The 20,456-nt window shown below is 58.1% G+C and carries 21 protein-coding genes, 2 tRNA genes and 1 pseudogene; 21 read left to right on the top strand and 3 right to left on the bottom strand.

Going from position 1 to position 20,456, the window contains the following annotated elements; genetic code table 11:
* Positions 1 to 44 precede the first annotated feature (44 nt).
* From tsaB to BANAN_RS03795, 4 genes are all read left to right on the top strand, one after another.
* Positions 45 to 887, top strand: coding sequence for a tRNA (adenosine(37)-N6)-threonylcarbamoyltransferase complex dimerization subunit type 1 TsaB (gene tsaB / locus BANAN_RS03780; RefSeq protein ID WP_014697611.1), 843 nt, complete (start codon positions 45 to 47; stop codon positions 885 to 887).
* Positions 884 to 1,381 (top strand): ribosomal protein S18-alanine N-acetyltransferase, encoded by a 498-nt coding sequence (gene rimI, locus BANAN_RS03785; RefSeq protein ID WP_014697612.1) that lies wholly within the window; start codon positions 884 to 886, stop codon positions 1,379 to 1,381. The genes tsaB and rimI overlap by 4 nt, the downstream gene beginning before the upstream one ends.
* A gap of 40 nt (positions 1,382 to 1,421) precedes the next feature.
* Positions 1,422 to 2,465 carry a tRNA (adenosine(37)-N6)-threonylcarbamoyltransferase complex transferase subunit TsaD gene (gene tsaD, locus BANAN_RS03790; RefSeq protein ID WP_014697613.1) on the top strand — a complete coding sequence of 348 codons (1,044 nt, stop codon included), beginning with the start codon at positions 1,422 to 1,424 and terminating at the stop codon, positions 2,463 to 2,465.
* A 133-nt stretch (positions 2,466 to 2,598) separates the two neighbouring features.
* Positions 2,599 to 2,674, top strand: a tRNA-Asn gene (locus BANAN_RS03795).
* On the opposite strand, the gene BANAN_RS08225 is transcribed toward BANAN_RS03795, so the two are convergent.
* A complete protein-coding gene (locus tag BANAN_RS08225; protein WP_014697614.1) occupies positions 2,653 to 3,204 on the bottom strand; it encodes a hypothetical protein in 552 nt (183 codons plus the stop codon). The genes BANAN_RS03795 and BANAN_RS08225 overlap by 22 nt on opposite strands.
* A gap of 202 nt (positions 3,205 to 3,406) precedes the next feature.
* Between BANAN_RS08225 and BANAN_RS03805 the strand changes: the two genes are divergently transcribed.
* The 3 genes from BANAN_RS03805 to BANAN_RS03815 all read left to right on the top strand — a co-directional run bounded on the left by BANAN_RS03805 (position 3,407) and on the right by BANAN_RS03815 (position 4,726).
* Positions 3,407 to 3,482: transfer RNA gene (locus BANAN_RS03805), tRNA-Asn, on the top strand.
* Positions 3,483 to 3,533: 51 nt separating this feature from the next.
* Positions 3,534 to 3,911, top strand: coding sequence for a hypothetical protein (locus BANAN_RS03810; RefSeq protein WP_004218027.1), 378 nt, complete (start codon positions 3,534 to 3,536; stop codon positions 3,909 to 3,911).
* Positions 3,912 to 4,147: 236 nt separating this feature from the next.
* A complete protein-coding gene (locus tag BANAN_RS03815) occupies positions 4,148 to 4,726 on the top strand; it encodes a M23 family metallopeptidase (protein ID WP_014697615.1) in 579 nt (192 codons plus the stop codon).
* A 20-nt stretch (positions 4,727 to 4,746) separates the two neighbouring features.
* On the opposite strand, the gene BANAN_RS03820 is transcribed toward BANAN_RS03815, so the two are convergent.
* Both BANAN_RS03820 and BANAN_RS03825 read right to left on the bottom strand, forming a co-directional pair.
* Complete coding sequence (locus tag BANAN_RS03820) at positions 4,747 to 6,261, bottom strand: type 1 periplasmic-binding domain-containing protein (protein WP_014697616.1); 1,515 nt, start codon at positions 6,259 to 6,261, stop codon at positions 4,747 to 4,749.
* A 115-nt stretch (positions 6,262 to 6,376) separates the two neighbouring features.
* Positions 6,377 to 7,600, bottom strand: a complete 1,224-nt coding sequence (locus tag BANAN_RS03825; protein WP_014697617.1) for an NADP-dependent isocitrate dehydrogenase — start codon at positions 7,598 to 7,600, stop codon at positions 6,377 to 6,379.
* Between the two features lie 126 nt (positions 7,601 to 7,726).
* Here BANAN_RS03825 and BANAN_RS03830 point away from each other — a divergent pair, with 126 nt between their 5' ends.
* From BANAN_RS03830 to BANAN_RS08715, 14 genes and pseudogenes are all read left to right on the top strand, one after another.
* The gene (locus BANAN_RS03830; protein ID WP_014697618.1) at positions 7,727 to 8,848 is read left to right on the top strand and encodes a GuaB3 family IMP dehydrogenase-related protein; all 1,122 of its coding nucleotides are present in this window, start codon (positions 7,727 to 7,729) and stop codon (positions 8,846 to 8,848) included.
* 213 nt (positions 8,849 to 9,061) lie between these two features.
* Positions 9,062 to 9,643 (top strand): hypothetical protein, encoded by a 582-nt coding sequence (locus BANAN_RS03835; protein ID WP_014697619.1) that lies wholly within the window; start codon positions 9,062 to 9,064, stop codon positions 9,641 to 9,643.
* 48 nt (positions 9,644 to 9,691) lie between these two features.
* On the top strand, positions 9,692 to 11,767 hold the full coding sequence (locus tag BANAN_RS03840; protein WP_014697620.1) for an AMP-dependent synthetase/ligase: 2,076 nt from the start codon (positions 9,692 to 9,694) through the stop codon (positions 11,765 to 11,767).
* A gap of 5 nt (positions 11,768 to 11,772) precedes the next feature.
* Positions 11,773 to 12,255 carry a peptide deformylase gene (locus BANAN_RS03845; protein ID WP_014697621.1) on the top strand — a complete coding sequence of 161 codons (483 nt, stop codon included), beginning with the start codon at positions 11,773 to 11,775 and terminating at the stop codon, positions 12,253 to 12,255.
* Positions 12,256 to 12,532: 277 nt separating this feature from the next.
* Positions 12,533 to 13,444 carry a 30S ribosomal protein S2 gene (gene rpsB, locus BANAN_RS03850; protein WP_014697622.1) on the top strand — a complete coding sequence of 304 codons (912 nt, stop codon included), beginning with the start codon at positions 12,533 to 12,535 and terminating at the stop codon, positions 13,442 to 13,444.
* Positions 13,445 to 13,553: 109 nt separating this feature from the next.
* Positions 13,554 to 14,411, top strand: coding sequence for a translation elongation factor Ts (tsf, locus tag BANAN_RS03855; protein WP_004218011.1), 858 nt, complete (start codon positions 13,554 to 13,556; stop codon positions 14,409 to 14,411).
* Positions 14,412 to 14,555: 144 nt separating this feature from the next.
* Complete coding sequence (pyrH, locus tag BANAN_RS03860; RefSeq protein WP_014697623.1) at positions 14,556 to 15,302, top strand: UMP kinase; 747 nt, start codon at positions 14,556 to 14,558, stop codon at positions 15,300 to 15,302.
* Between the two features lie 51 nt (positions 15,303 to 15,353).
* Positions 15,354 to 15,908, top strand: coding sequence for a ribosome recycling factor (gene frr, locus BANAN_RS03865; RefSeq protein WP_041776995.1), 555 nt, complete (start codon positions 15,354 to 15,356; stop codon positions 15,906 to 15,908).
* A 92-nt stretch (positions 15,909 to 16,000) separates the two neighbouring features.
* A complete protein-coding gene (locus BANAN_RS03870) occupies positions 16,001 to 16,969 on the top strand; it encodes a phosphatidate cytidylyltransferase (protein ID WP_014697625.1) in 969 nt (322 codons plus the stop codon).
* A 13-nt stretch (positions 16,970 to 16,982) separates the two neighbouring features.
* Entirely contained in the window at positions 16,983 to 18,179 is a 1,197-nt protein-coding gene (gene rlmN / locus BANAN_RS03875; protein ID WP_014697626.1) for a dual-specificity RNA methyltransferase RlmN, read from the top strand.
* A gap of 133 nt (positions 18,180 to 18,312) precedes the next feature.
* On the top strand, positions 18,313 to 18,897 hold the full coding sequence (locus BANAN_RS03880; RefSeq protein WP_014697627.1) for a TetR-like C-terminal domain-containing protein: 585 nt from the start codon (positions 18,313 to 18,315) through the stop codon (positions 18,895 to 18,897).
* Positions 18,898 to 18,951: 54 nt separating this feature from the next.
* Positions 18,952 to 19,617: an ATP-binding cassette domain-containing protein gene (locus BANAN_RS03885; protein WP_080988421.1), complete on the top strand. Its 666-nt coding sequence runs from the start codon at positions 18,952 to 18,954 to the stop codon at positions 19,615 to 19,617.
* A 37-nt stretch (positions 19,618 to 19,654) separates the two neighbouring features.
* Positions 19,655 to 19,909 (top strand): annotated as a pseudogene (locus BANAN_RS08710) (ABC transporter permease); the annotation flags it as partial.
* A gap of 106 nt (positions 19,910 to 20,015) precedes the next feature.
* Positions 20,016 to 20,354: an ABC transporter permease gene (locus BANAN_RS08715; RefSeq protein ID WP_232311467.1), complete on the top strand. Its 339-nt coding sequence runs from the start codon at positions 20,016 to 20,018 to the stop codon at positions 20,352 to 20,354.
* Positions 20,355 to 20,456 lie beyond the last annotated feature (102 nt).

Genomic DNA, 20,456 nt, shown 5'->3' on the forward strand with positions numbered 1-20,456 from the left:
AACCGCACCCTAACACAACACACGAAACAAGCGACACGAGACACATGAACACGTTAGTCATCGACACATCATTCGGATCCACAGTAGGCATAACCGGGCATGAACCAATCTGCGAACAGGATTCGCGCACACACGTGGAAAAACTGCAGCACGACATCGCGCAAGTCTGCGCAGAGGCGAAAATACAACCTCACGACATCGAGCGCATAGTCGTAGGAATAGGCCCGGCACCCTTCACCGGACTACGCGCAGGCATCGTGGCAGCCAAGGCAATCGCCTATGCCACCGGAGCACAACTCCTCGGACAGGATTCCCTAAGCGGACAGGCCACCATGATGCAAGTGGCCTACAACGGCGATCCGAACCTGCTGAACACAGCCATATTCGGCAACTGGAATGCACCAGCCAATGCGGGCGCCGCGTTGCATCTGACCCTCAGCGTCAACGACGCGCGCCGCAAACAGCTCTACTACACCCTGCTCGCAAACACCAACGCAGACACCAAAGACGAACGCATCCAACTCGACATGAACATAGACACGCCATCGAACATCGCGGCCAAAGTAAGCGCAGCGGTCGCCACCATGCAGCAACGCCATCCCGACCAGCCGATCGCCGTCGACATAGTCGGACACGGTGCAAGCAAATACGAGCAAATCTGGAACCAACAACCCTGGCACGGAATCACCCTCGACCATTCACTCCTCGACACCGGCGCATGGGGGGTGAAAGCCTTCGCCGCACTCGCAGAACACGATGCCGACGCCGACGCCAATCTACGCCCCATCGAGCCCCTTTACCTGCGCAGACCCGACGTCAGCGTGCCCAACCCGCTCAAACATGTGCTCAACCACGAAGGAGCACATCGCAACGAGGCAAACGCATGATCGTCGACGCCAACACGCTCGAGCGCACCACGGTATGCTCGCAAATAGCCAAGATGGAACAACAACTGTTCGGCAAAGGAGCATGGAGCAACACACTCATAGACGAAGAGCTCAGCGCACCACACCGCAGCTACTATGTGAACGTGGACGACGAAGGAACCATAGACGCATACGCCGGCCTCTGGTACGACGGATACGACGCACAGATCATGACCATAGGCGTCAGCCCCGAACGCCAACGACAAGGCATAGCCACCCAACTGCTCAACCAGCTCATCGCCAAGGCCAACGAACTCCACGCCGAACGCATGCTGCTCGAAGTGCGCGTCGACAACGAACCGGCACTCACCCTGTACCGCCACTTCGGATTCGAAACCATGGGAATCCGCAAACGCTACTACCAGCCGGAAAACAAAGACGCCTACACCATGAGTCTCACCCTGTGCGACCACCGACCCGCAGGATTCGCCATACCATCGAACACACAATGCTGATCCCAACAGCGCCACGCCAACAAGCCCAAGAAAGAAAACAATGAGCAACCAAATCATTCTCGGCATCGAATCCACCTGCGACGAAACCGCCGCCGCCGTCGTGCAAGGCAAGACACTGCTGACGAATGTCGTCGCCTCATCCATGGACGAACACGCCCGATACGGTGGCGTCATCCCCGAAATCGCCTCCCGTGCGCACGCACAGTCATTCGTGCCGGTGGTATCGAAAGCGCTCGCCGACGCGAACATGACCATCGACGATGTCGATGCCATCGCCGTCTCGGCAGGCCCCGGTTTGGCAGGGTGCCTTGCGGTCGGCGTCTCGGGGGCGAAGGCATTGGCCTGGTCAGCCAACAAGCCGATCTACGGCATCAACCACGTCATTGGGCATGTGGCCGTCACGCAATTGCAGTTTGGTGATCTCCCTGCCAATACGATGGCGCTCATCGTCTCTGGCGGACACACCTCGCTGTTGCACGTCAACGATATCGCGCGTGATGTCGAGGTGGTGGGGACGACATTGGATGACGCGGCAGGGGAGTGTTTCGACAAAGTGGCCCGACTGCTGGGATTCCCATACCCCGGCGGCCCATACATCGACCGGCATGCCCAGCATGGCGATCCGCATGCCATCAAGGTGCCACAAGGACTCACGCAAGGTCGCGCCGGTAAGGAACACCCTTACGATTTCAGCTTCTCCGGGGTGAAAACAGCCATTGCCCGTTGGATCGAAGAACGGCAGGGGAGAGGGCAGGAGATCCCGGTGGACGACGTATGCGCGTCGCTGGCCGGATCAGTGGCGCAGGTGCTTTCCCGAAAGAGCATGCGAGGATGCGAGCAGTTCGATTCCACCACGTTGATTGTGGGCGGTGGGTTCTCGGCGAACTCGCAGCTCCGGGAGGCGCTTGTGGAGGCTGGGCGCAATCACGGGGTCGACGTGCGCATACCGCAGATCAAACTGTGTACGGACAACGGTGCCATGGTGGCGATGCTTGGTTCGAATTTGGTGGAGGCCGGTGTGGCGCCGTCTGACATGGAATTCCCCATCGACTCTGCGATGCCGCTTACCAAGATCAGCATGTGAGGTATTGCAGTGGTTGTCTCCGGATTGGTGCGGCATCCCGCCGGGGATACGGTGCGACACGCGTTGATTTGCATTTTTCGACTCACCCGCTAAACTAAACATTTGTTGCGTGTGAGAGATCATGCGAGCGCATTCCTGCGTAGCTCAGTTGGCAGAGCATCCGACTGTTAATCGGACGGTCACTGGTTCAAGCCCAGTCGCAGGAGCCATCAGCCGCCCTCGGGCGGCTTTTCCATTGTGTGCCAGATACGGTGTCGCGACGCGACTCATTGACCAATTCGGTCAGCTCCTTGAGTCTGTCGTGATGAGTGGTGTACCAGCCTGTGTTCTCCATGATGCGGCCGGTTCGGCGCTGCAGTTCCTCGACGCTGTTGGCATTGCACCCGGTGATTTCCGGGACCTTCTCCTCATATTCCTTGGCGAATTGCACGAGCACATTGGGGTCCTGCACGTCATAGGTGCCAAGATGGTATGCCTTGCTTGCCTCACTATCGTGCAGGTATGTGTAGGTGTTCATCGCGATGCGCAGTTCATCGCTTGCCGCGGCGCACATATGTCTGGCATGGGTGAGATAGGAGACGTTCATGTTGTGCACGATGAGTGCGGCGCCGGCTGCGAAGACAATGGCAAGACAGAGCATGACGATGATCGGTGCATTCCGATGTGTGGATGATGCCGGGCTGCTGGTGTCACCATGGTCGTTGCTGGATTTCGGCATATTCGGCTGCACTGGCTCCATATTCTCCCTGATTGGGTTTGCGGGGCATAAGCCCATCGCATATTATGCGGATTTCTCTCTATGTTGCATTCTACGCGCATCGGAGAAAATGACGGTCGTGTCATATGAATCCGGGGAGTATGCCGACACGCCGGATTTGCGTATTCAAAATATCGTGTGTAAATTATATGTCTGTTGCGTGTGAGAGATCATGCAAGCGCATTCCTGCGTAGCTCAGTTGGCAGAGCATCCGACTGTTAATCGGACGGTCACTGGTTCAAGCCCAGTCGCAGGAGCCATCAGCCGCCCTCGGGCGGCTTTTTTGTTATACAGGAGGTGGGTGTGCGCGTATGAGCAGGAACACTGATGACCGGCGTGCTCTTGCAGCGATCGAGAGCGAACGCATGGAGGATCAGATTGCTTATTACCGTAAGCCCTTCATGGTGCTGTGGGCGGCTGTTCAGGAGGCTTCGTCGGAATTGGAAGAGGATTACGGACTCTCTTCCGACGTCTCGCAACTCTGGGTGGCTGAACGGCTGCGGCAGGTGTCGGATTCATTGGTGGACAGATTGGCCGAGAAAGCCGTGCAACATGGCACCAGCAAATCGAACGTGGCACGTGCCGCCGATTCGGATCCAACGAATGCCATGCGCAGATTTCCTCGTCTTCGACCGGGAGCTGTTCGCACCCGACTGCTTATTGACGAGGTGCTCGATTCGCTGGAATGACGTCTTCGGATTCGCCATCGACCTTTCTCATCTGTCTCGGCAATGAGTGCGTGCCATTGACGGCAATGAGGTGATGGTGCATAACCCGTTCTCCGACCACAATGACCTGCCAGACTGGACACGTGGATGCTAACCGGTCATAGTGGAATCCAGATCACTACGTGGCTGGAGGAGATATGGCACATCATGGGACTTCCTGGAATGGCTGGCGTCGATGGCGGGCTCGCAGACTCAGGATGGTGAGATTGTGGATGCTGCGGTTGCTGCGGATGCAGCATGAACTGCTGATTCTGGCGCTATGCCTGGTTTGCGGTGCCGTTGTCCCGCTCGCTGTCTCGTCGAGTGAGATTCATGGCATGGAGCTCGTTGCTGGTTGTACGGCAATCGCAGGGGAAATGTGCCATGCTCGCATGCTGTCGCCCGTGCCCGACGGATTGATTGTCAGGGGGTTCGACCGGCCGGAATGGCAATGGAGCCCTGGGCATAGGGGAGTGGATATCTCGTTGAATGGTACGCATGAGTTGCTGGCACCCAGCGATGGGGCCATCAGTTTCAGCGGGATGGTGGCGGGGAAATCGGTGGTGAGTATCGACACAGGTCCGTACACGCTCACATTCGAACCGGCGCACACTCAACTGGCGGTAGGCGACAAAGTGCATCGCGGAAAGCGATTCGCCTCAGTCGGAGGCCAGAGCGACCACTGTGGGGAAAGTTGCGCGCATTGGGGTATCAAGCGCACTGGACGTAGGGACTATCTCGATCCGGCGTGGTTCCTGCGCCCAATGCAGATTCGGCTGGTTCCCTATTCCGAATAGCGTCCCACCGGCACATCGCATCACATGTCGGCGTCGGCCAATGAGATGTACCCCGGATCGATCAATGCGGCCTTCAGATTTGCGGCACTCACGGCCAGCAGGGTTATATGCAGTGTGGGGATCTCCGAACCGTAGTCGTCGCTGGTTTTGAGCTCGGCAATGTTGGAGAGCTTCTCCTTGCGGTTGAGCTGCAGTGCGATTTGTGCAATGGTGCCGGTGTTGGCATGGACGTCCACCAGACCGGTCATCCACTGCAATCCATTCACAATGTTCGGGATATCGGATATATAGGCACCAAAACCGGTGATAATGGGCCATTGCTTGGAGTCCGTCTTCGTTGTCTGGGATGGTTGCGCGGACTCATCACCTGACTGTGCTGGATTAGGCACACGTTGTCTGTTCAGTGGCTTCCTTCCTGCAATGTTGCCCACCACATCGAAAATGGTGATGGAGGGGTTGACATCCATGGAGGATCCTGAATAGCCCATCGTTTTCAGTGCCTTGATCGATGCGGCCGCAGTGAAATCGTTCATCGCCAAGATACCGTCGATGCGTACGGCTGCATCGCGTCCTTTCGTCTCGAGGCGTGACTTGAGCTCATCCTCTATCTGGGAGTCCTTCGTCGCCTTGAACATCACATCCTTGTAATCGCTTTTCGTGGTGAAGAACGAGAGGCGTTGTGAGGGGCTATATGCCTTGCGCTGCCGGAAATACGGCCCCAGAACCTCCCAGATGCCTTCAAATGCCTGCGCTTGGAACGAATTGTTTTTGCCGGACGGGTCTGTGTTCGGCAGGAGAACCTCTATGGCTTTGGGATTCGACTCGCTCACCGCATCGAGATCGAGTTTGGATACGATCTGCTGTGCCTGCATACGGCCGATGTCGGCGGCAGTCACCAATGGGACGTAGACGTTCGGAACGAAGCCGTCGATCGGGTTGCTCAGCACCACCACATGCATCCCCGCGTTCTTCGCCTTGTTCAGCGAATCGGCTATCTGGCGCATGGAAGAGGATTCATCTGAGTCAGTGTCGGATGCATCCTGGTCGGAGGGCTCCTGGTTCGGAGTGGTGATGAAATGGCTGTATTCGCCGTAGTTCCTGTCAAGCCTGACGGCCGGGGCGATGACAATCGTCGTTGCCCCCTGCTCGGTTTGCGGGTCGCCGTATTGCTCCTTGGAATCCGCATTGAGCCGTTCCTGCACATACCGCTTCAAGGCATCGCTCTGGCTTGCCAACGAACCGCTGGTCTCACGGTTCATGGACTTGCCGGAGAATCCGTCAGTGGACAGCGCGTTCTCGAGCGAATCATTGAGAGTGTTCCAGTTGTTCAGGGGAACGTTCTGCGAAAGATTGGGGGAGTTCGATGGAAGGAAGAGCGCCACGTGCCCTGTCGAAGCTGCGGTGGTGGCCGAGGGGCTGGTGGTGGCGGTGCCGGTCGATGGATCGGTGGAGCATCCGGCCGTTGCACACATCAGTGAGCCAGCCATCGCCAACGAGACGAATGCGCGAATGATGTGAGAGGTGCCTTTGCCCATAACCGCCCTTGTCCTTTGCCTAGATCGCAGCGTATGCCGTTACATTGTACCCGGCCTGCAACACTTCGGGGCCTGTGCGTATGCACAGGCCCCGAATGTCGTGAGGATGTCAGATTCAACGCTGCTCGGCAAGGTTCCTTTGCAGGTTCTCATCCAGAGCGTTCATGAACTGCTCTGTGTCGAGCCATTCATGGCTTGGATCAATGAGTATGGCCAGATCCTTGGTCATCTGGCCGCCCTCAACGGTCGAGATGATGGTCTGTTCCAGTGTTTCTGCGAAATTGGCGACCTGTGGGGTGCCATCGAGTTTTGCGCGGTGCTTGAGGCCGCCGGTCCAGGCGTAGATCGAGGCGATCGGGTTCGTGGAGGTCTTCTCGCCTTTCTGCCAGCGACGGTAATGGCGTGTGACCGTTCCATGGGCGGCCTCGGCTTCGACGGTTTGGCCATCGGGAGTCATGAGAACCGACGTCATGAGTCCCAGCGACCCGAATCCCTGCGCCACGGTGTCGGACTGCACATCACCGTCATAGTTCTTGCAGGCCCACACGTAACCGCCATGCCACTTGAGCGAGCTGGCCACCATATCGTCGATCAACCGGTGCTCGTAGGTGAGTCCCTCCTGCTCATAACGTTGCTTGTATTCGGTTTCGAACACCTCGGCGAAAATGTCTTTGAACTCGCCGTCGTAGGCCTTGAGAATCGTGTTCTTCGTGGAGAGGTACACGGGGTAGTGCCGCAGGAGTCCATAGTTGAAGCATGCGCGTGCGAAGCCGCGAATCGATTCATCGAGATTGTACTGCACCTGCGCCACGCCGCTCCCGGGATAATCGAACACCACATGTTCGATCGGCTCGGAGCCGTCATTCGGGGTGAAGGTCACGGTGAGAGTGCCAGAAGTCGGCACCTTGAAGTCGGTGGCCTTGTACTGGTCGCCGAACGCGTGGCGAGCCACTACAATCGGCTTTGTCCAACCAGGCACCAGACGAGGAATGTTGTCTATGACAATCGGCTCGCGGAAGATCGTACCACCGAGAATGTTGCGAATGGTGCCGTTCGGCGACTTCCACATTTTCTTGAGGCCGAACTCCTCCACACGCGCCTCGTCGGGGGTTATCGTGGCGCATTTGACACCCACATGTTCGCGCTTGATCGCTTCTGCCGCGTCGATGGTCACTTGGTCATCCGTGGCGTCGCGGTTCTCGATTCCCAGGTCGTAATAGTCGAGATCGATGTCGAGATACGGCAGTATGAGACGATCCTTGATGTCCTTCCAGATGACGCGTGTCATCTCGTCGCCGTCGAGCTCAACCACCTTGCCTTCGACCTTGATTTTGGCCATGCTGTGTCCTCCAGTCGTTGCGGGTAACAAACCCATGTGTAATGCAAAAGTGTTACCAACATGAATATTTGTCCATTCTGCAAACGGTGTGGGTGACGTGTCACATGGCACGGATAGCCTAAAGGCATGGCTCAGGAAACAGAAATCGGCCTTGGCAAGAAGGCCCGCATCGCTTATGGCTTGGACGACATATCCATCGTCCCCTCCCGTCGCACCCGCGATCCGCAGGACGTGTCCACCTCGTGGCAGGTGGATGCCTATGAATTCGACATCCCGGTGATCGGGGCCCCGATGGATTCGGTGACGAGCCCACAGACGGCCATAGCCATGGGCAAACTTGGAACTGTTGGCGTACTCGATTTGGAAGGTCTGTGGACCCGATACGAGAATCCCGAACCGATTCTGGAGAAGATCGCCTCGTTGGATCCCGACGATGCCACGGCGTATCTGCAACAAGCCTATGCGGAGCCAATCAAGCCCGAACTCATTGTTGAACGACTCCACGAGATTCGCGATGCAGGGGTAACCGTGGCAGGTGCCCTTTCCCCGCAGCGCACGCAGCAGTACTATTCGACTGTGCTCAATGCCGGTGTGGACCTGTTCGTGATCCGCGGCACTTCCGTGTCGGCGGAGCATGTTTCGAAGAACCATGAGCCTTTGAACCTCAAGCAGTTCATCTACGACCTCGACGTGCCGGTGATAGTCGGCGGTGCGGCAAACTACCGGGCTGCATTGCATCTGATGCGTGCTGGGGCTGCCGGTGTGCTGGTTGGGTTCGGTGGCGTCGCGACATCCGCCAACCGCCAGACCATCGGGGTGTCCATCCCGATGGCGACCGCCATCTCCGATGTGGCCGAGGCGCGACGTGACTACATGGATGAGTCGGGGGGCCGATACGTACAGGTGATTGCGGATGGCAGCATGGGCGAATCAGGCAGCTTCGTCACTGCCCTCGCCATGGGAGCCGATGCGGCCATGCTCGGTGCGCCGCTGGCCCGTGCCCAAGAGGCACCGGGGCATGGAACGCATTGGGGGTCCGAGGCTCGTCACGCCACACTGCCGCGTGGCCTGCGCTCTGAAGTCGGTACGGTTGGCACCCTGCAAGAGATTCTGTATGGTCCGAGCCACAAGGCGGACGGCACCACGAACTTCATAGGGGCATTGCGCCGCGCCATGGCATCGTGTGGCTATGTGGACATCAAGAGCTTCCAACGATGCCCCGTGGTGGTCACCGCCAACCGATCCTGAACGGGAACATCAAAACGCCGAGCCTGCCATTTCATCAGGCTCGGCGCTTTGGCATTATCGGAGAAAGGGTGCAACGGCAAGAATGCAGGAGGAATGTGAATAAATTATCCACAAATCCACAATTCCTCGTGTCAGGGTTGCGGGACAATCGTGGCTTCGATACATTCGATACCGAATACGGCAAAGGGGACCGTATCGGACTCAAGAGGAAACATGCATACACCATCGAACCCATCGAATACGAAACCACATGCGGGCAATATGCGGCAGCCTATAGACATTCCTCCGCTGAAGGAGGAGCTGGAGGCATGCCCTCCCGATGTGGACATGCACATAGAACGGACGCCGTTGCCGGTGCACAGCGGCATGCTCTCACGTAATCACAGCCTATGCCCGGTGCGGTTCCGCATACGCAGCTGCGTCAATGTGAAACTGCTGCCCATCACGGCATATGGCATAAGCGAGCGTGCTTTCAAGATCTGCTGCATAGCGTTTGAGGTTGTGCGAGGCAGGGTGGGGGTGCAGGCGCTGAGAGGCATGGTCACCACCACCTGCTGCGAGCGGTTGGAACTCATGCGGGATCTCATGAAGTCCGCCACCAGCAGCCATGTCGATTTGCATTCCAAACGTTTCTATGCGCAACCCATGCCCGTTCTCATCGACGGCACCGCGGTGTCTCCGATGAGATTCGAAATCACCATCGAGGTGAGGGTGGGTTCCCTCCAGTATTGGGTGAACATGGTGCTCGACCTTCGCGGCAGTGCTTGGATATGCACCTACTTGGATATGGGATGAACTTGATGGCATCCGATGAAATGGCAGACGATTGGATATAGTTGAACCATGCTCAGGGAATATGGACTCGATAACAAATACGTGACCACGGATGACGACACCGTATATCAGCTGCTGTCGAAACGTGCTCTGGAACGCCCCGATGAACTGATTGCCCAGTTCAAAGACCCTCAGACGAACCAATGGGTCGATGTCATGGCCGGCGAGATGCTGGCCCAGGTGCGCAGCGTTGCGAAAGGCCTGATGGCCATAGGGGCGCGTCCGGGCACTATGGTGGCAATCTATTCCGCCACCAGCTACGAGTGGGGTGTCATGGATTTCGCATGTGCCAGCATTGGTGCGGTGAGCGTTCCGATCTATGAGACCGATTCGCAGAAGCAGGCCGACTCGATCATCACGGAGGTACAGCCTGCCATCGCATTCGGCGGTGACGAGAACCATACCCATACTTTGGAACGCATCGCCGAGCAGGTCAAATGCCTGCGCCACGTATTCAACTTCGAGAATGGTGCATTGGAAGCGCTCATCAATTACGGCGAATCGGTGAGCGAGGACGAGCTCGATGCGGCCATCGGCCGGGTGCGTGCCGATGACCTGCTCACCATCGTGTTCACGTCTGGTTCCACCGGCAAGCCGAAAGGTGCCATGCTTTCGCATCGCAACTTCACCCACATTGTGAAGAACGGCTACGAGATCCTGCCCGAGATGCTGTACGATGCCCCGAACCGTCTGCTGCTGTTTCTGCCGCTTGCCCATTGCTTCGCGCGTTACATCCAGTATGTGGCCATCGGAGGTTATGGAGTGGTGGGCTATGTGCCTGACGCCAAACATCTGTTGGCCGATCTGCGTGGCTTCAAGCCGACGTACCTGCTCGGTGTGCCTCGCGTATTCGAGAAGGTCTACAACGCAGCTTCCCAGAAGGCCGGCGCCGGCATTCGCGGGCATATTTTCGCCAATGCCGTCAACCATTTCGTCTCCTGGTCGGAGATGATGTCGGAACACAAGCATCCGGGGCCGATGATGCGAATCAAGCATTCGTTCTATATGAGCACCGTGGCCTCGTCCTTCCGTTCGGCCCTGGGGCCGAACCTACGGTATCTCGCCTGTGGCGGAGCGCCGATCAATCCGGACCTCGTGCATTTCTTCAATGGCATCGACGACATCACGTTCATTCAGGGGTACGGCATGACGGAGACGGCTGCTCCGATGATCGTCAATTGGCAGAAAGCCAACCGCGTTGGCTCCGTCGGACGTCCCGGACCGGGAATGGCCGTGCGTACGGCGGAGGACGGGGAGATCGAGGTCAAAGGCCCCAACGTGTTCCTTGGATACTACAAGAACCCGGAGCTTACCGATGAAGTGCTGGAGCCAAGCGGTTGGCTGCATACCGGCGATCTCGGGTACATTGACGACGACGGATTCCTGTACATCACCGGTCGCAAGAAGGATCTCATCATCACCGCGGGTGGAAAGAACGTGAGCCCGGCGCCGCTGGAAAGCGCGATCAGTGAATGCCCGATTGTGTCTCATGTGGTGGTGGTCGGTGACAACAAGCCGTTCATTGGCGCAGTGGTGACCCTCGATGAGGAGATGACCCGCAGCTGGCTCGATAATCAGGGCATGCCAACGAATCTTTCGATGGACGATCTGGCCCACAGCGACGGTGTCCACGCATTCATCCAGCAGTACGTGGACAAAGCGAACGCCAATGTATCCCGTGCAGAGTCGGTGCGCAAGTTCATCGTGCTTCCCTCCGATTTCAGCATCGAGGAAGGTACGCTCACGCCAAGCCAGAAAGTTGTGCGCCCCAAGGTGCTCTCGACATACAGCGAGCTCATCGATGCGGAGCTCTATGCTCCGAAGAACGCGGCGCGTCCGGTTCCGGTGAGCATGCAGATCATCGAAAGCACCTCGGAAACCGTGAAGAAAGCCTCCCAAGCCGTGCAGCACACCGCCGAGACGGTCACCCCGAAGGTTCGTCAGGCATTCGACAACGTACAGGAACGCTTTGAGGAGCTTCAGCAGCATGGTCGGTCCGATGAATCCTCCTCGGCCAAGCCTGAGCATGGGGCCTCGACCACAACGAATTCGGATTCCTCCGAACAGAACACGAAGGAGCAGTGACAAGAGTGGCAATTCGTGAAATTCGGGTCGTTCCCGATCCGGTACTGCGCACGCCATGCGATCCGATTACAGAGATCACGCCGGCCGTACGCAATCTCGTGCAGGATCTGCTCGATACTGTGGATGATCCAGGCCGAGCGGGCGTCTCCGCCAACCAGATCGGCGTCAGCCTCCGAGCCTTCTCGTACAACATCGATGGCAAGATCGGCTATGTGCTCAACCCGGTGCTCGAGGAGACCCGAGGCGAACAATACGGCGATGAGGGATGCCTGAGCCTGCCGAATCTATGGTACAAGACCAAGCGGGCGGATTACGCGCGCGTGCGCGGCATGGATCTGGACGGCAATGAGATCGTGCTCGAGGGAGACGGCATCATGGGCCGTATGCTCCAGCACGAGACCGACCATCTCAACGGCCATCTCTATATAGACCGCTTGGAGAAGGACGAGCGGCGTGCGGCGATGCGCCGCATGCGCAGTCTCGAATAGTGCTGACTAGCCATGCCGAACGCAGTGGGAACATCTGGTGTGAATGTCCACAGGGGGTCGCAATTGAAATGCGACCCCCTGTGGTATTATCGAGCGTTGTGCGCCAACCGGTGAAGAAGGCAGTCGCAGCTTTCCGAGCCAACCGAATATCGTCTACCGGTGCACATGAATTCGCGTCATGCCCGCGACGGCCTGTGTCGGTCGGCAGCCCTGTATGGGGCAGCTGCACGCAGGATCGCATGGCCAGGCAATAACCGACTAGGAAGGTAGTAATACCATGGCTCAGATCACTATGAGCGAAATGCTGAAGGCTGGTCTCCAGTTCGGTCACCAGACCCGCCGTTGGAACCCGAAGATGAAGCAGTACATCCTTACCGAGCGTAACGGAATCTACATCATCAACCTGTTCAAGACGCTGGATCTGATCGATGTCGCCTACGACTTCATCAAGACCACTGTCGCCCACAATGGCACCGTGCTGTTCGTCGGCACCAAGAAGCAGGCTCAGGAAGCGATCAAGAACGCTGCCACCCGCGTGAACATGCCGTATGTCTCCGAACGCTGGCTCGGCGGCATGCTCACCAACTTCCAGACCGTTTCCAAGCGCGTCAACCGTCTCAAGGAACTCGAGACGATGGACTTCGACGACGTGCACGGCTCCGGTCTCACCAAGAAGGAACTCCTCCTGCTCAAGCGCGAGAAGGACAAGCTGGAGCGTCAGCTTGGAGGCATCCGCAACATGACCCGCACCCCTTCCGCGATGTTCGTCGTCGACATCAACAAGGAAGCCCTGGCCGTTGAGGAAGCCCACAAGCTGGGTATCCCGGTGGTCGCCATTGTTGACACCAACGCCGATCCGGAAGCCGTCGAGTATCCGATTCCGGCCAACGATGACGCCATCCGCGGCATCGAACTGCTCACGAACCTGTTCGCGGATGCAGTCGCCGAGGGCCTGCTGGAGCGCTCCGGCAACGCCTCCAAGAGCGAGAGCAACTCCGAGCAGCCGATGGCCGCTTGGGAGAAGGAACTCCTCGAGAAGGACGAGAAGGCCACCCTGCGTGAAAACGCTGTGGTCACCGAGAATGAGGTGAAGAAGGCCGATGAGGAGGAGGGAGCTTCCTCCGAAGCCGCACGTGCCGACGCCCAGAATGAAGAGGCTGTAGCCAAGCCGGGCGAAGAGGTCGAATGATCTCTACGGCGTCGGGAAGCTTTTGCCTTCCGCCGCTGTTGCATTGGTGGGCGTAAACCGCAAGGTTATGCCCACCACCCATGCTTTTCACACAAACAAGGAGTAATCAATGGCAGCAATCACTGCAGCTTTGATCAAGCAGGTCCGTGAGGAGACCGGCGCCGGCATGATGGACGTCAAGAAGGCGCTCACCGAGGCCGACGGCGACGTCGCACGCGCCAAGGAAATCATTCGCGCCAAGGGCATTCAGGCCGCTGGCAAGCGTGAAGGCCGCAAGGCCCAGGAAGGCACCATCGCCTCCACTGTTATCGATTCCGCGGCGGGCCAGACCGGCTATGCCGTCGAGCTCAACTCGGAGACCGACTTCGTGGCCAAGACCCCGAAGTTCATCGACTTCGCAGACACCGTGCTCGCGGACGCCGTCAAGGCCGGGGCCGATGACATCGACGCCGTTCTCGCCGCCCCGTCGCAGGATGGCACTGTGAAGGAAGCCGTCGAAGAGGCTTCCGCGCTCTTCGGCGAACATGTCAAGGTCGGTCAGTTCGCCAAGATCGAAGGCCCGAAGGTCGAGATCTACGCGCACAAGAAGTCCGTTGAGATGCCCCCGAGCATCGTCGCGATGATTGCCACGGATGAGGCCGGTGCCGCCGTGGCCCATGAGGCCGCCCTGCAGATCTCTGCCATGGGCGCCCAGTGGCTCACCCGCGACGATGTTCCCGAGGATGTCGTCGAGACCGAGCGACGTGTCGCCACCGAGAAGTCCCTTGCCGAAGGCAAGCCGGAGAAGATCGTCCCGAAGATCGTCGAAGGTCGTCTCAATGCCTTCTTCAAGGAGAATGTGCTGCTTGAGCAGGCCTATGTGAAGGATCCGTCCAAGACGATCGGCGATCTGTTCAAAGAAGTCGGTGGCCAGGCCCTCGCTTTCGCTCGTCTCGAGGTTGGCAAGGCTCCTGAGGCCGATGCCTGATCTTGACTGATCACCGCATACATATGAAAACGGAGGACGCGGAATTCCGCGTCCTCCGTTTTCATATGTATGCGGTGTCTGCGTGCATGGATACCCTGTAGACAATAGTGACTGCGCGAAGGCGCAGCAAACGGAAGGCAGAATATGGCATTGGAAAACGACTCGGCACAGCCGCGCCGAGTATTGCTCAAACTCTCCGGTGAGGCATTCGGCAATGGCAAAGTCGGCGTGGACACTGCGACCATCCGTCGCATCGCCGGTGAAATCGTTCCTGCAGTGGAGCAGGGAGTGCAGGTGGCCATCGTCACCGGCGGCGGCAATTTCTTCCGCGGAGCCGAACTTCAGGAGGCGGGTATAGACCGTTCCCGCGGCGATTACATGGGCATGCTTGGCACGGTGATGAACTGTCTGGCGCTGCAGGATTTCCTCGAGCAGGCCGGACAGGCGACACGCGTGCAGACCGCCATCACCATGGGTCAGGTCGCCGAACCGTACATTCCGCTCAAGGCCATTCGCCATTTGGAGAAAGGCCGTGTGGTCATCTTCGGTGCCGGCGCCGGCATGCCGTATTTCTCCACGGACACCGTGTCGATTCAACGTTCGCTGGAGATCCATTGCGATGAGGTCCTCATGGGCAAGAACGGCGTGGACGGTGTGTACACCGCCGATCCTCGCAAGGATCCGAGTGCCCAGCGTTTCGAAACATTGAGCTATAAGCGCGCGCTCATTGACAATCTGGCTGTCATGGATGCCTCGGCAATGGCCATGGCCCGTGACAACAACCAGACCATTCGCGTCTTCGGCTTGGAGGGTGAAGGTAATGTGACCCGCGCGCTGATGGGCGATTCCATCGGTACACTGGTGTCCAATGGAGATTCCTCGCTGGCGTAGGCGCCGGCGGTGACGAACACACGAAGCAGCAAAAACTAGAGGAGCATGCATATGGCAAACGTTGTAGATCAGTCCAAGGAACAAATGAAGAAGTCGGTGGAGTCCACCAAGGAGAACTTTGCAGGCATCCGCACAGGCCGAGCCAATCCCGCCTTGCTTAACGGCATCGTGGTAGAATACTATGGCGCTCCCACCCCGCTCAAGCATGTGGCCACCATTGGTGTCCCAGAGCCTCGCACACTTTCCGTCACACCATTTGACCCATCGCAGGCCAATGCAGTGGAGAAGGCCCTGCGCGACTCAGATCTGGGGGCAAGCCCACGTCGCAACGGAGCCACCATTCTGCTGACGATGCCGGAGCTGACGGAAGACCGCCGCAAGGAATACGTCAAACTCGCCAAGTCGAAGGCCGAGGATGGCAAGGTCGCCGTGCGCAACATTCGCCGCAAGGCCAAGGAAGCCATCGACAAGGCCGTCAAAGATGGCGAGATGGGCGAGGACGAAGGCGATCGCCTGCTCAAGGAACTTGACAAGGTGACGAAGTCCACCACCGATGAGCTCGATGCATTGCTGGAGGCAAAACAGAAGGAGATCATGGAGGTCTGATCTCCAAATGGTCCAAAAGGCAATGGCATGCATATCCAGCATGCCATTGCCTTTCATCTTGAGTGGTCACGTCATGAGTAAGGCGTAGGGAAATGGATTCACAAACGCAGCGCGACAGGGAAGCCAAGGCCGACGAGGCAATCAACGCGATCAATAGGAAAGCCGGCCGCAATATGCCACAGGCAGTGGGTACGGCAATCGCACTCATCGCCATCATTCTGCTATGCCTATGGGCCAGCCCCGTACTGTTCGTGGTGCTGGTGGTGCTGTTCATGATCGCGGGGCTATGGGAATTGCGCGTGGACTTCGCGACGATCAACCTGCACATTCCGCTTGTCACACTATGGATCTGTTCCACGGTCACATTGCTGGCGGTGTACTTCTACCCACGCCACGTCGTGGCCATGGCGGTCTGTGTTGCCGTGTCGCTCATAGCCGTCGCATTCAGCGCCACTCTGCATGTCTGGCATGGACGTCGTGTGGAGAAGGAACTTGATAATAAGGCCCTGACCACGCCAGATGCGCCCGATCGTCGCACCGAGCAACACAGCCATCTGACTCAGGTGGCTGTCGCGATGTTCACCGTGTTGTACATTCCACTGCTGGCCTCCTGCATCGTGATGCCTCTCACGTTCAACGAGCATTATTTCGCCCACGCGATGTTGATTGTGTTCATGCCGGCGTTGAGCGACACTGGTGGCCTGTTTGCAGGCATACTGTTCGGTAGGCACAAGCTGAGTCCGCGCATCTCTCCGAAGAAATCCGTGGAGGGGCTGTGCGGATCCATGCTCTTCGCGGTGGCCGGAGCCTATGCCGTATTCGCCTGCACCTATGAGCCGGCGTTGTGGACCACGCGTTGGTGGGCGCCGTTGTTGACCGGCGTGATCATCGGCATTGTGGGCACCTATGGTGATCTGTGCGCGTCGATGCTCAAGCGTGATATGGGCATAAAAGACATGGGGCATATGTTGAAAGGCCATGGAGGGGTGCTCGATCGTGTGGATTCGATCCTCATGTGCGCGCCTTTCATATGCGTATTGCTGTGGGCAACTGGACTGTAGACGAATAAGGATTATGAGCGATTTCAGAGTGACTGACGATAATCAGGTTTCCGAGACCGTCGAGACCGGCATCACTGAAGGTGGCCGCAATGGCGCATTCCGTGACGTACTCAGCAAGGACCACGCGCGCCGCGGCAAACCGCCGGTTCATTTCGCCGATCTGACGGACGATGAGCGCATCGCCAAGGCGAAGGAGCTCGGATTGCCGAAATTCCGGGTTCGGCAGCTCGCCAATCACTACTATGGGCACTTTGACGCAGATGCTGGGAATTTCACCGATTTCCCGGCAGGCAAACGCGATGAGGTGGCGCGTGAATTCTTCCCGACGTTGATTCGCGAAGTGACCCGGCAGGTCGCTGATGACGGGCAGACGATCAAGACTCTGTGGGAGCTGTTCGATGGTTCGAAGATCGAGTCGGTGCTCATGCGTTACCCGAACCGCACCACGTTGTGCATCTCGTCGCAGGTGGGTTGCGGCATGGGATGCCCTTTCTGCGCCACCGGCCAATTGGGGTTGACACGAAACATGTCCACCGGCGAGATTCTCGAACAGGTGCGCATCGCCGCCGCAATGATGGAACGGGGTGAGGTGGCCGGAGGTCCCGGCCGATTGAGCAATGTCGTGTTCATGGGCATGGGGGAGCCGATGGGCAACTATCGGGCGATTGTTTCCGCAGTCCGACAGATCAGTGCGATGCCTCCGGAAGGCTTCGGGATCTCTGCGCGCAACATCACCGTATCGACCGTGGGCGTGGTTCCTGGTATTCGCAGACTCGCGCAGGAAGGCATGCCGGTGCGGTTGGCGGTCTCGTTGCACGCCCCCAACAACGCGCTCCGTGATGAGTTGGTACCGATGAACCGTCGCTTCAATGTGGATGAAGTGCTCGATGCCGCACATGACTATTATCTGGCGAGCAAACGCCGCGTGAGCATCGAATACGCGTTGATGCGGGGCATCAACGATCAGGAGGTGCATGCACGTCAACTGGCGAACCGGCTCAACCATTACGGTGACAACTGGGCCCACGTCAACCCGATTCCCCTCAATCCCATTGAAGGATCGAAGTGGACGGCATCGAAGCCCGAGGACGAGCGCCGGTTCCTCGAGATTCTGCACAATGCCGGCATCACCGCCACATTGCGTGACACCCGCGGGCAGGACATCGATGGCGCGTGCGGCCAGCTTGCGGCCAAAACCAACAACGCATAATGGGCATATTCTCGGTAGAGGCGGCACCAATTCGGTGCCGCTTTTTCATACCCAACTTGACATAAGCAGTCTGCTCTTGTAAGGTAACATAAGTTGCGCAACAAATGTTACTTAATAGATTGAGGAGATTGCCTTGCCACGTCCACCACGATTCACGCAGGAGAAGGTCGCCGTAGCCGCGTTCGACATTGTCCGCGACGACGGCGAGGAATCCCTCACTGCCCGTTCCCTCGCCGAGAAGCTTGGATGTTCGGTCAAGCCGATCTTCGGCCTGTTCGACACCATGGACGAGGTACGGCAGGCCGTTTGGGAACGGGCGAATGCATGGTACCTCGAGAGGCTTGATGCGGCGATGAGTGCAGGTGATCGACCGCCATATCTGGCCAGCGGTCTCGCATACATCGAGTTCGCGCGCACGGAGCCAAATCTGTTCACGTTGCTGTTCATGCATCGGCGCACGCCTGAGCAGATGGAACAATCCGGCATCCAACTGCGTCCGGTGATCGAACTCATCGCCAGGCGATTGGGTGTGGGGTATGACGAAGCCTATGCCTTCCATATGCGAATGTGGGTGTATGTGCATGGCATCGCCTCAATGATCGTCACCGGTTATCTCGACTGGGACGAGACATTCACGGAACGTTCCCTTTCCGACATGTTCCATGCGCTGAGCGAGTACACGGAAACGAAACAGGGGAGTGAGATGGACGCCATATGAACCGTCGACCTGACCAAGACCTTCGGCAGCCTCACCGCGGTCGACAAACTCAACATCACCGTGGCGCAGGGCGAGATCTTCGCATTGCTCGGCGTGAACGGCGCAGGCAAGACGACGACGATCTCGATGCTGTGCGGATTGACCAAACCGACAAGCGGCAATGCATACTTGCTGGGAGAATCGATACTGGCCGATGCGAAGCGCATCAAGCCGCAGATCAATCTCTCGCCCCAGGAAACGGCCGTGGCACCGAATCTGAGCGTCGCCGAGAATCTCAGACTCATCGCCGGAATCTATGGGCAGACAGTGCGGCAGGCCAAGGCGAGCGCACAGCAGGCGCTTGATGAATTCGGACTCACCGCTGTGGCCACCCAGAAGGCGCACACGCTCTCCGGCGGCATGCAACGCCGGCTCAGCATCGCAATGGGTCTCATCACCAATCCGAAGATCCTGTTCCTCGACGAGCCGACGGTAGGGCTGGATGTATTCGCCCGTCGTGAGCTGTGGAACGTGATCAAAGGGCTTAAGGGGCAGGTGACGATACTGCTCACCACGCATTATCTGGAAGAGGTGGAGGCGCTGGCCGACCGTATCGCCATCATGGTCACCGGCAGGATCATCGCCGTCGGCACCTTGGCCGAGCTCAAGAAGCAATCCGGTGAAGACAGTCTGGAAGACGCATTCGTGAAACTGGCGGGAGGGAACAATGAGCTGGCATAGGACGTGGCTGTTCGCACGCCGCACCATGAAGGAGATCATGCGCGATCCGGTGAATCTGTTCTTCGGCCTCGCATTCCTGATGCTCCTGCTGTGGGCATTGTCGTTGATATACAAGCAGGTGCCAGATGCTGCGACAATCTCCAGCGATGAGCTGGCCGCGGCCATCGCCGCCTATGCGCCGGTGTTCGTCTCGTTGTTCTCCGGCATGCTGATCGCCAAGGATCGCACGTCGTCGTTTCTCGCACGCCTGTTTGCCTCGCCGATGACCGCCGCGGATTTCATTCTCGGGTATTCGCTGCCCATGCTCGTGGTGGCACTGGCACAGTCGCTTGTTACGTTCCTGTTCGCCAGGCTGTTCGGGGCATCCGATCGGCGTGCGCATGTTGCTTGGGGTGATTGTGGTTTTGCCGACGGCGCTCATGTACACGGCGATAAGCCTGCTGTGCGGCACGCTGATGAGCAACAAGGCCGTGGGTGGTGTGTGCGGCGCGATGCTCACGACAATCGCGTTCATTCTCTCCGGGGTCACGGTGCCGATCCAGATCATGGGGTCGACATTCCAGGATATCGCGAAGGCATTACCGTTCTACAATGCCGCGCAGTCCGCTGTAGCGGCCGTTGGGGGCGGCTACGGGAGAATCTGGCCTCATTCATGGATCGTGATTGCGTATGCCGTGGGGTTCTGGCTTGCCGCAGTCATCGTGTTCGGTCTGCCCAAACGCAATGTGAACCGGTAGTTGCCGGTATTCCTGAGGAATATATGCAGGGTCGCGATATCACAATATGGGCGCCCCATAGCAGGCACATGGCGATGTAACAGGGAATCGGTACGCTAGAGC

The sequence above is a fragment of the Bifidobacterium animalis subsp. animalis ATCC 25527 genome, assembly GCF_000260715.1.
In the GTDB taxonomy this organism is placed as follows: Bacteria; Actinomycetota; Actinomycetes; order Actinomycetales; family Bifidobacteriaceae; genus Bifidobacterium; species Bifidobacterium animalis.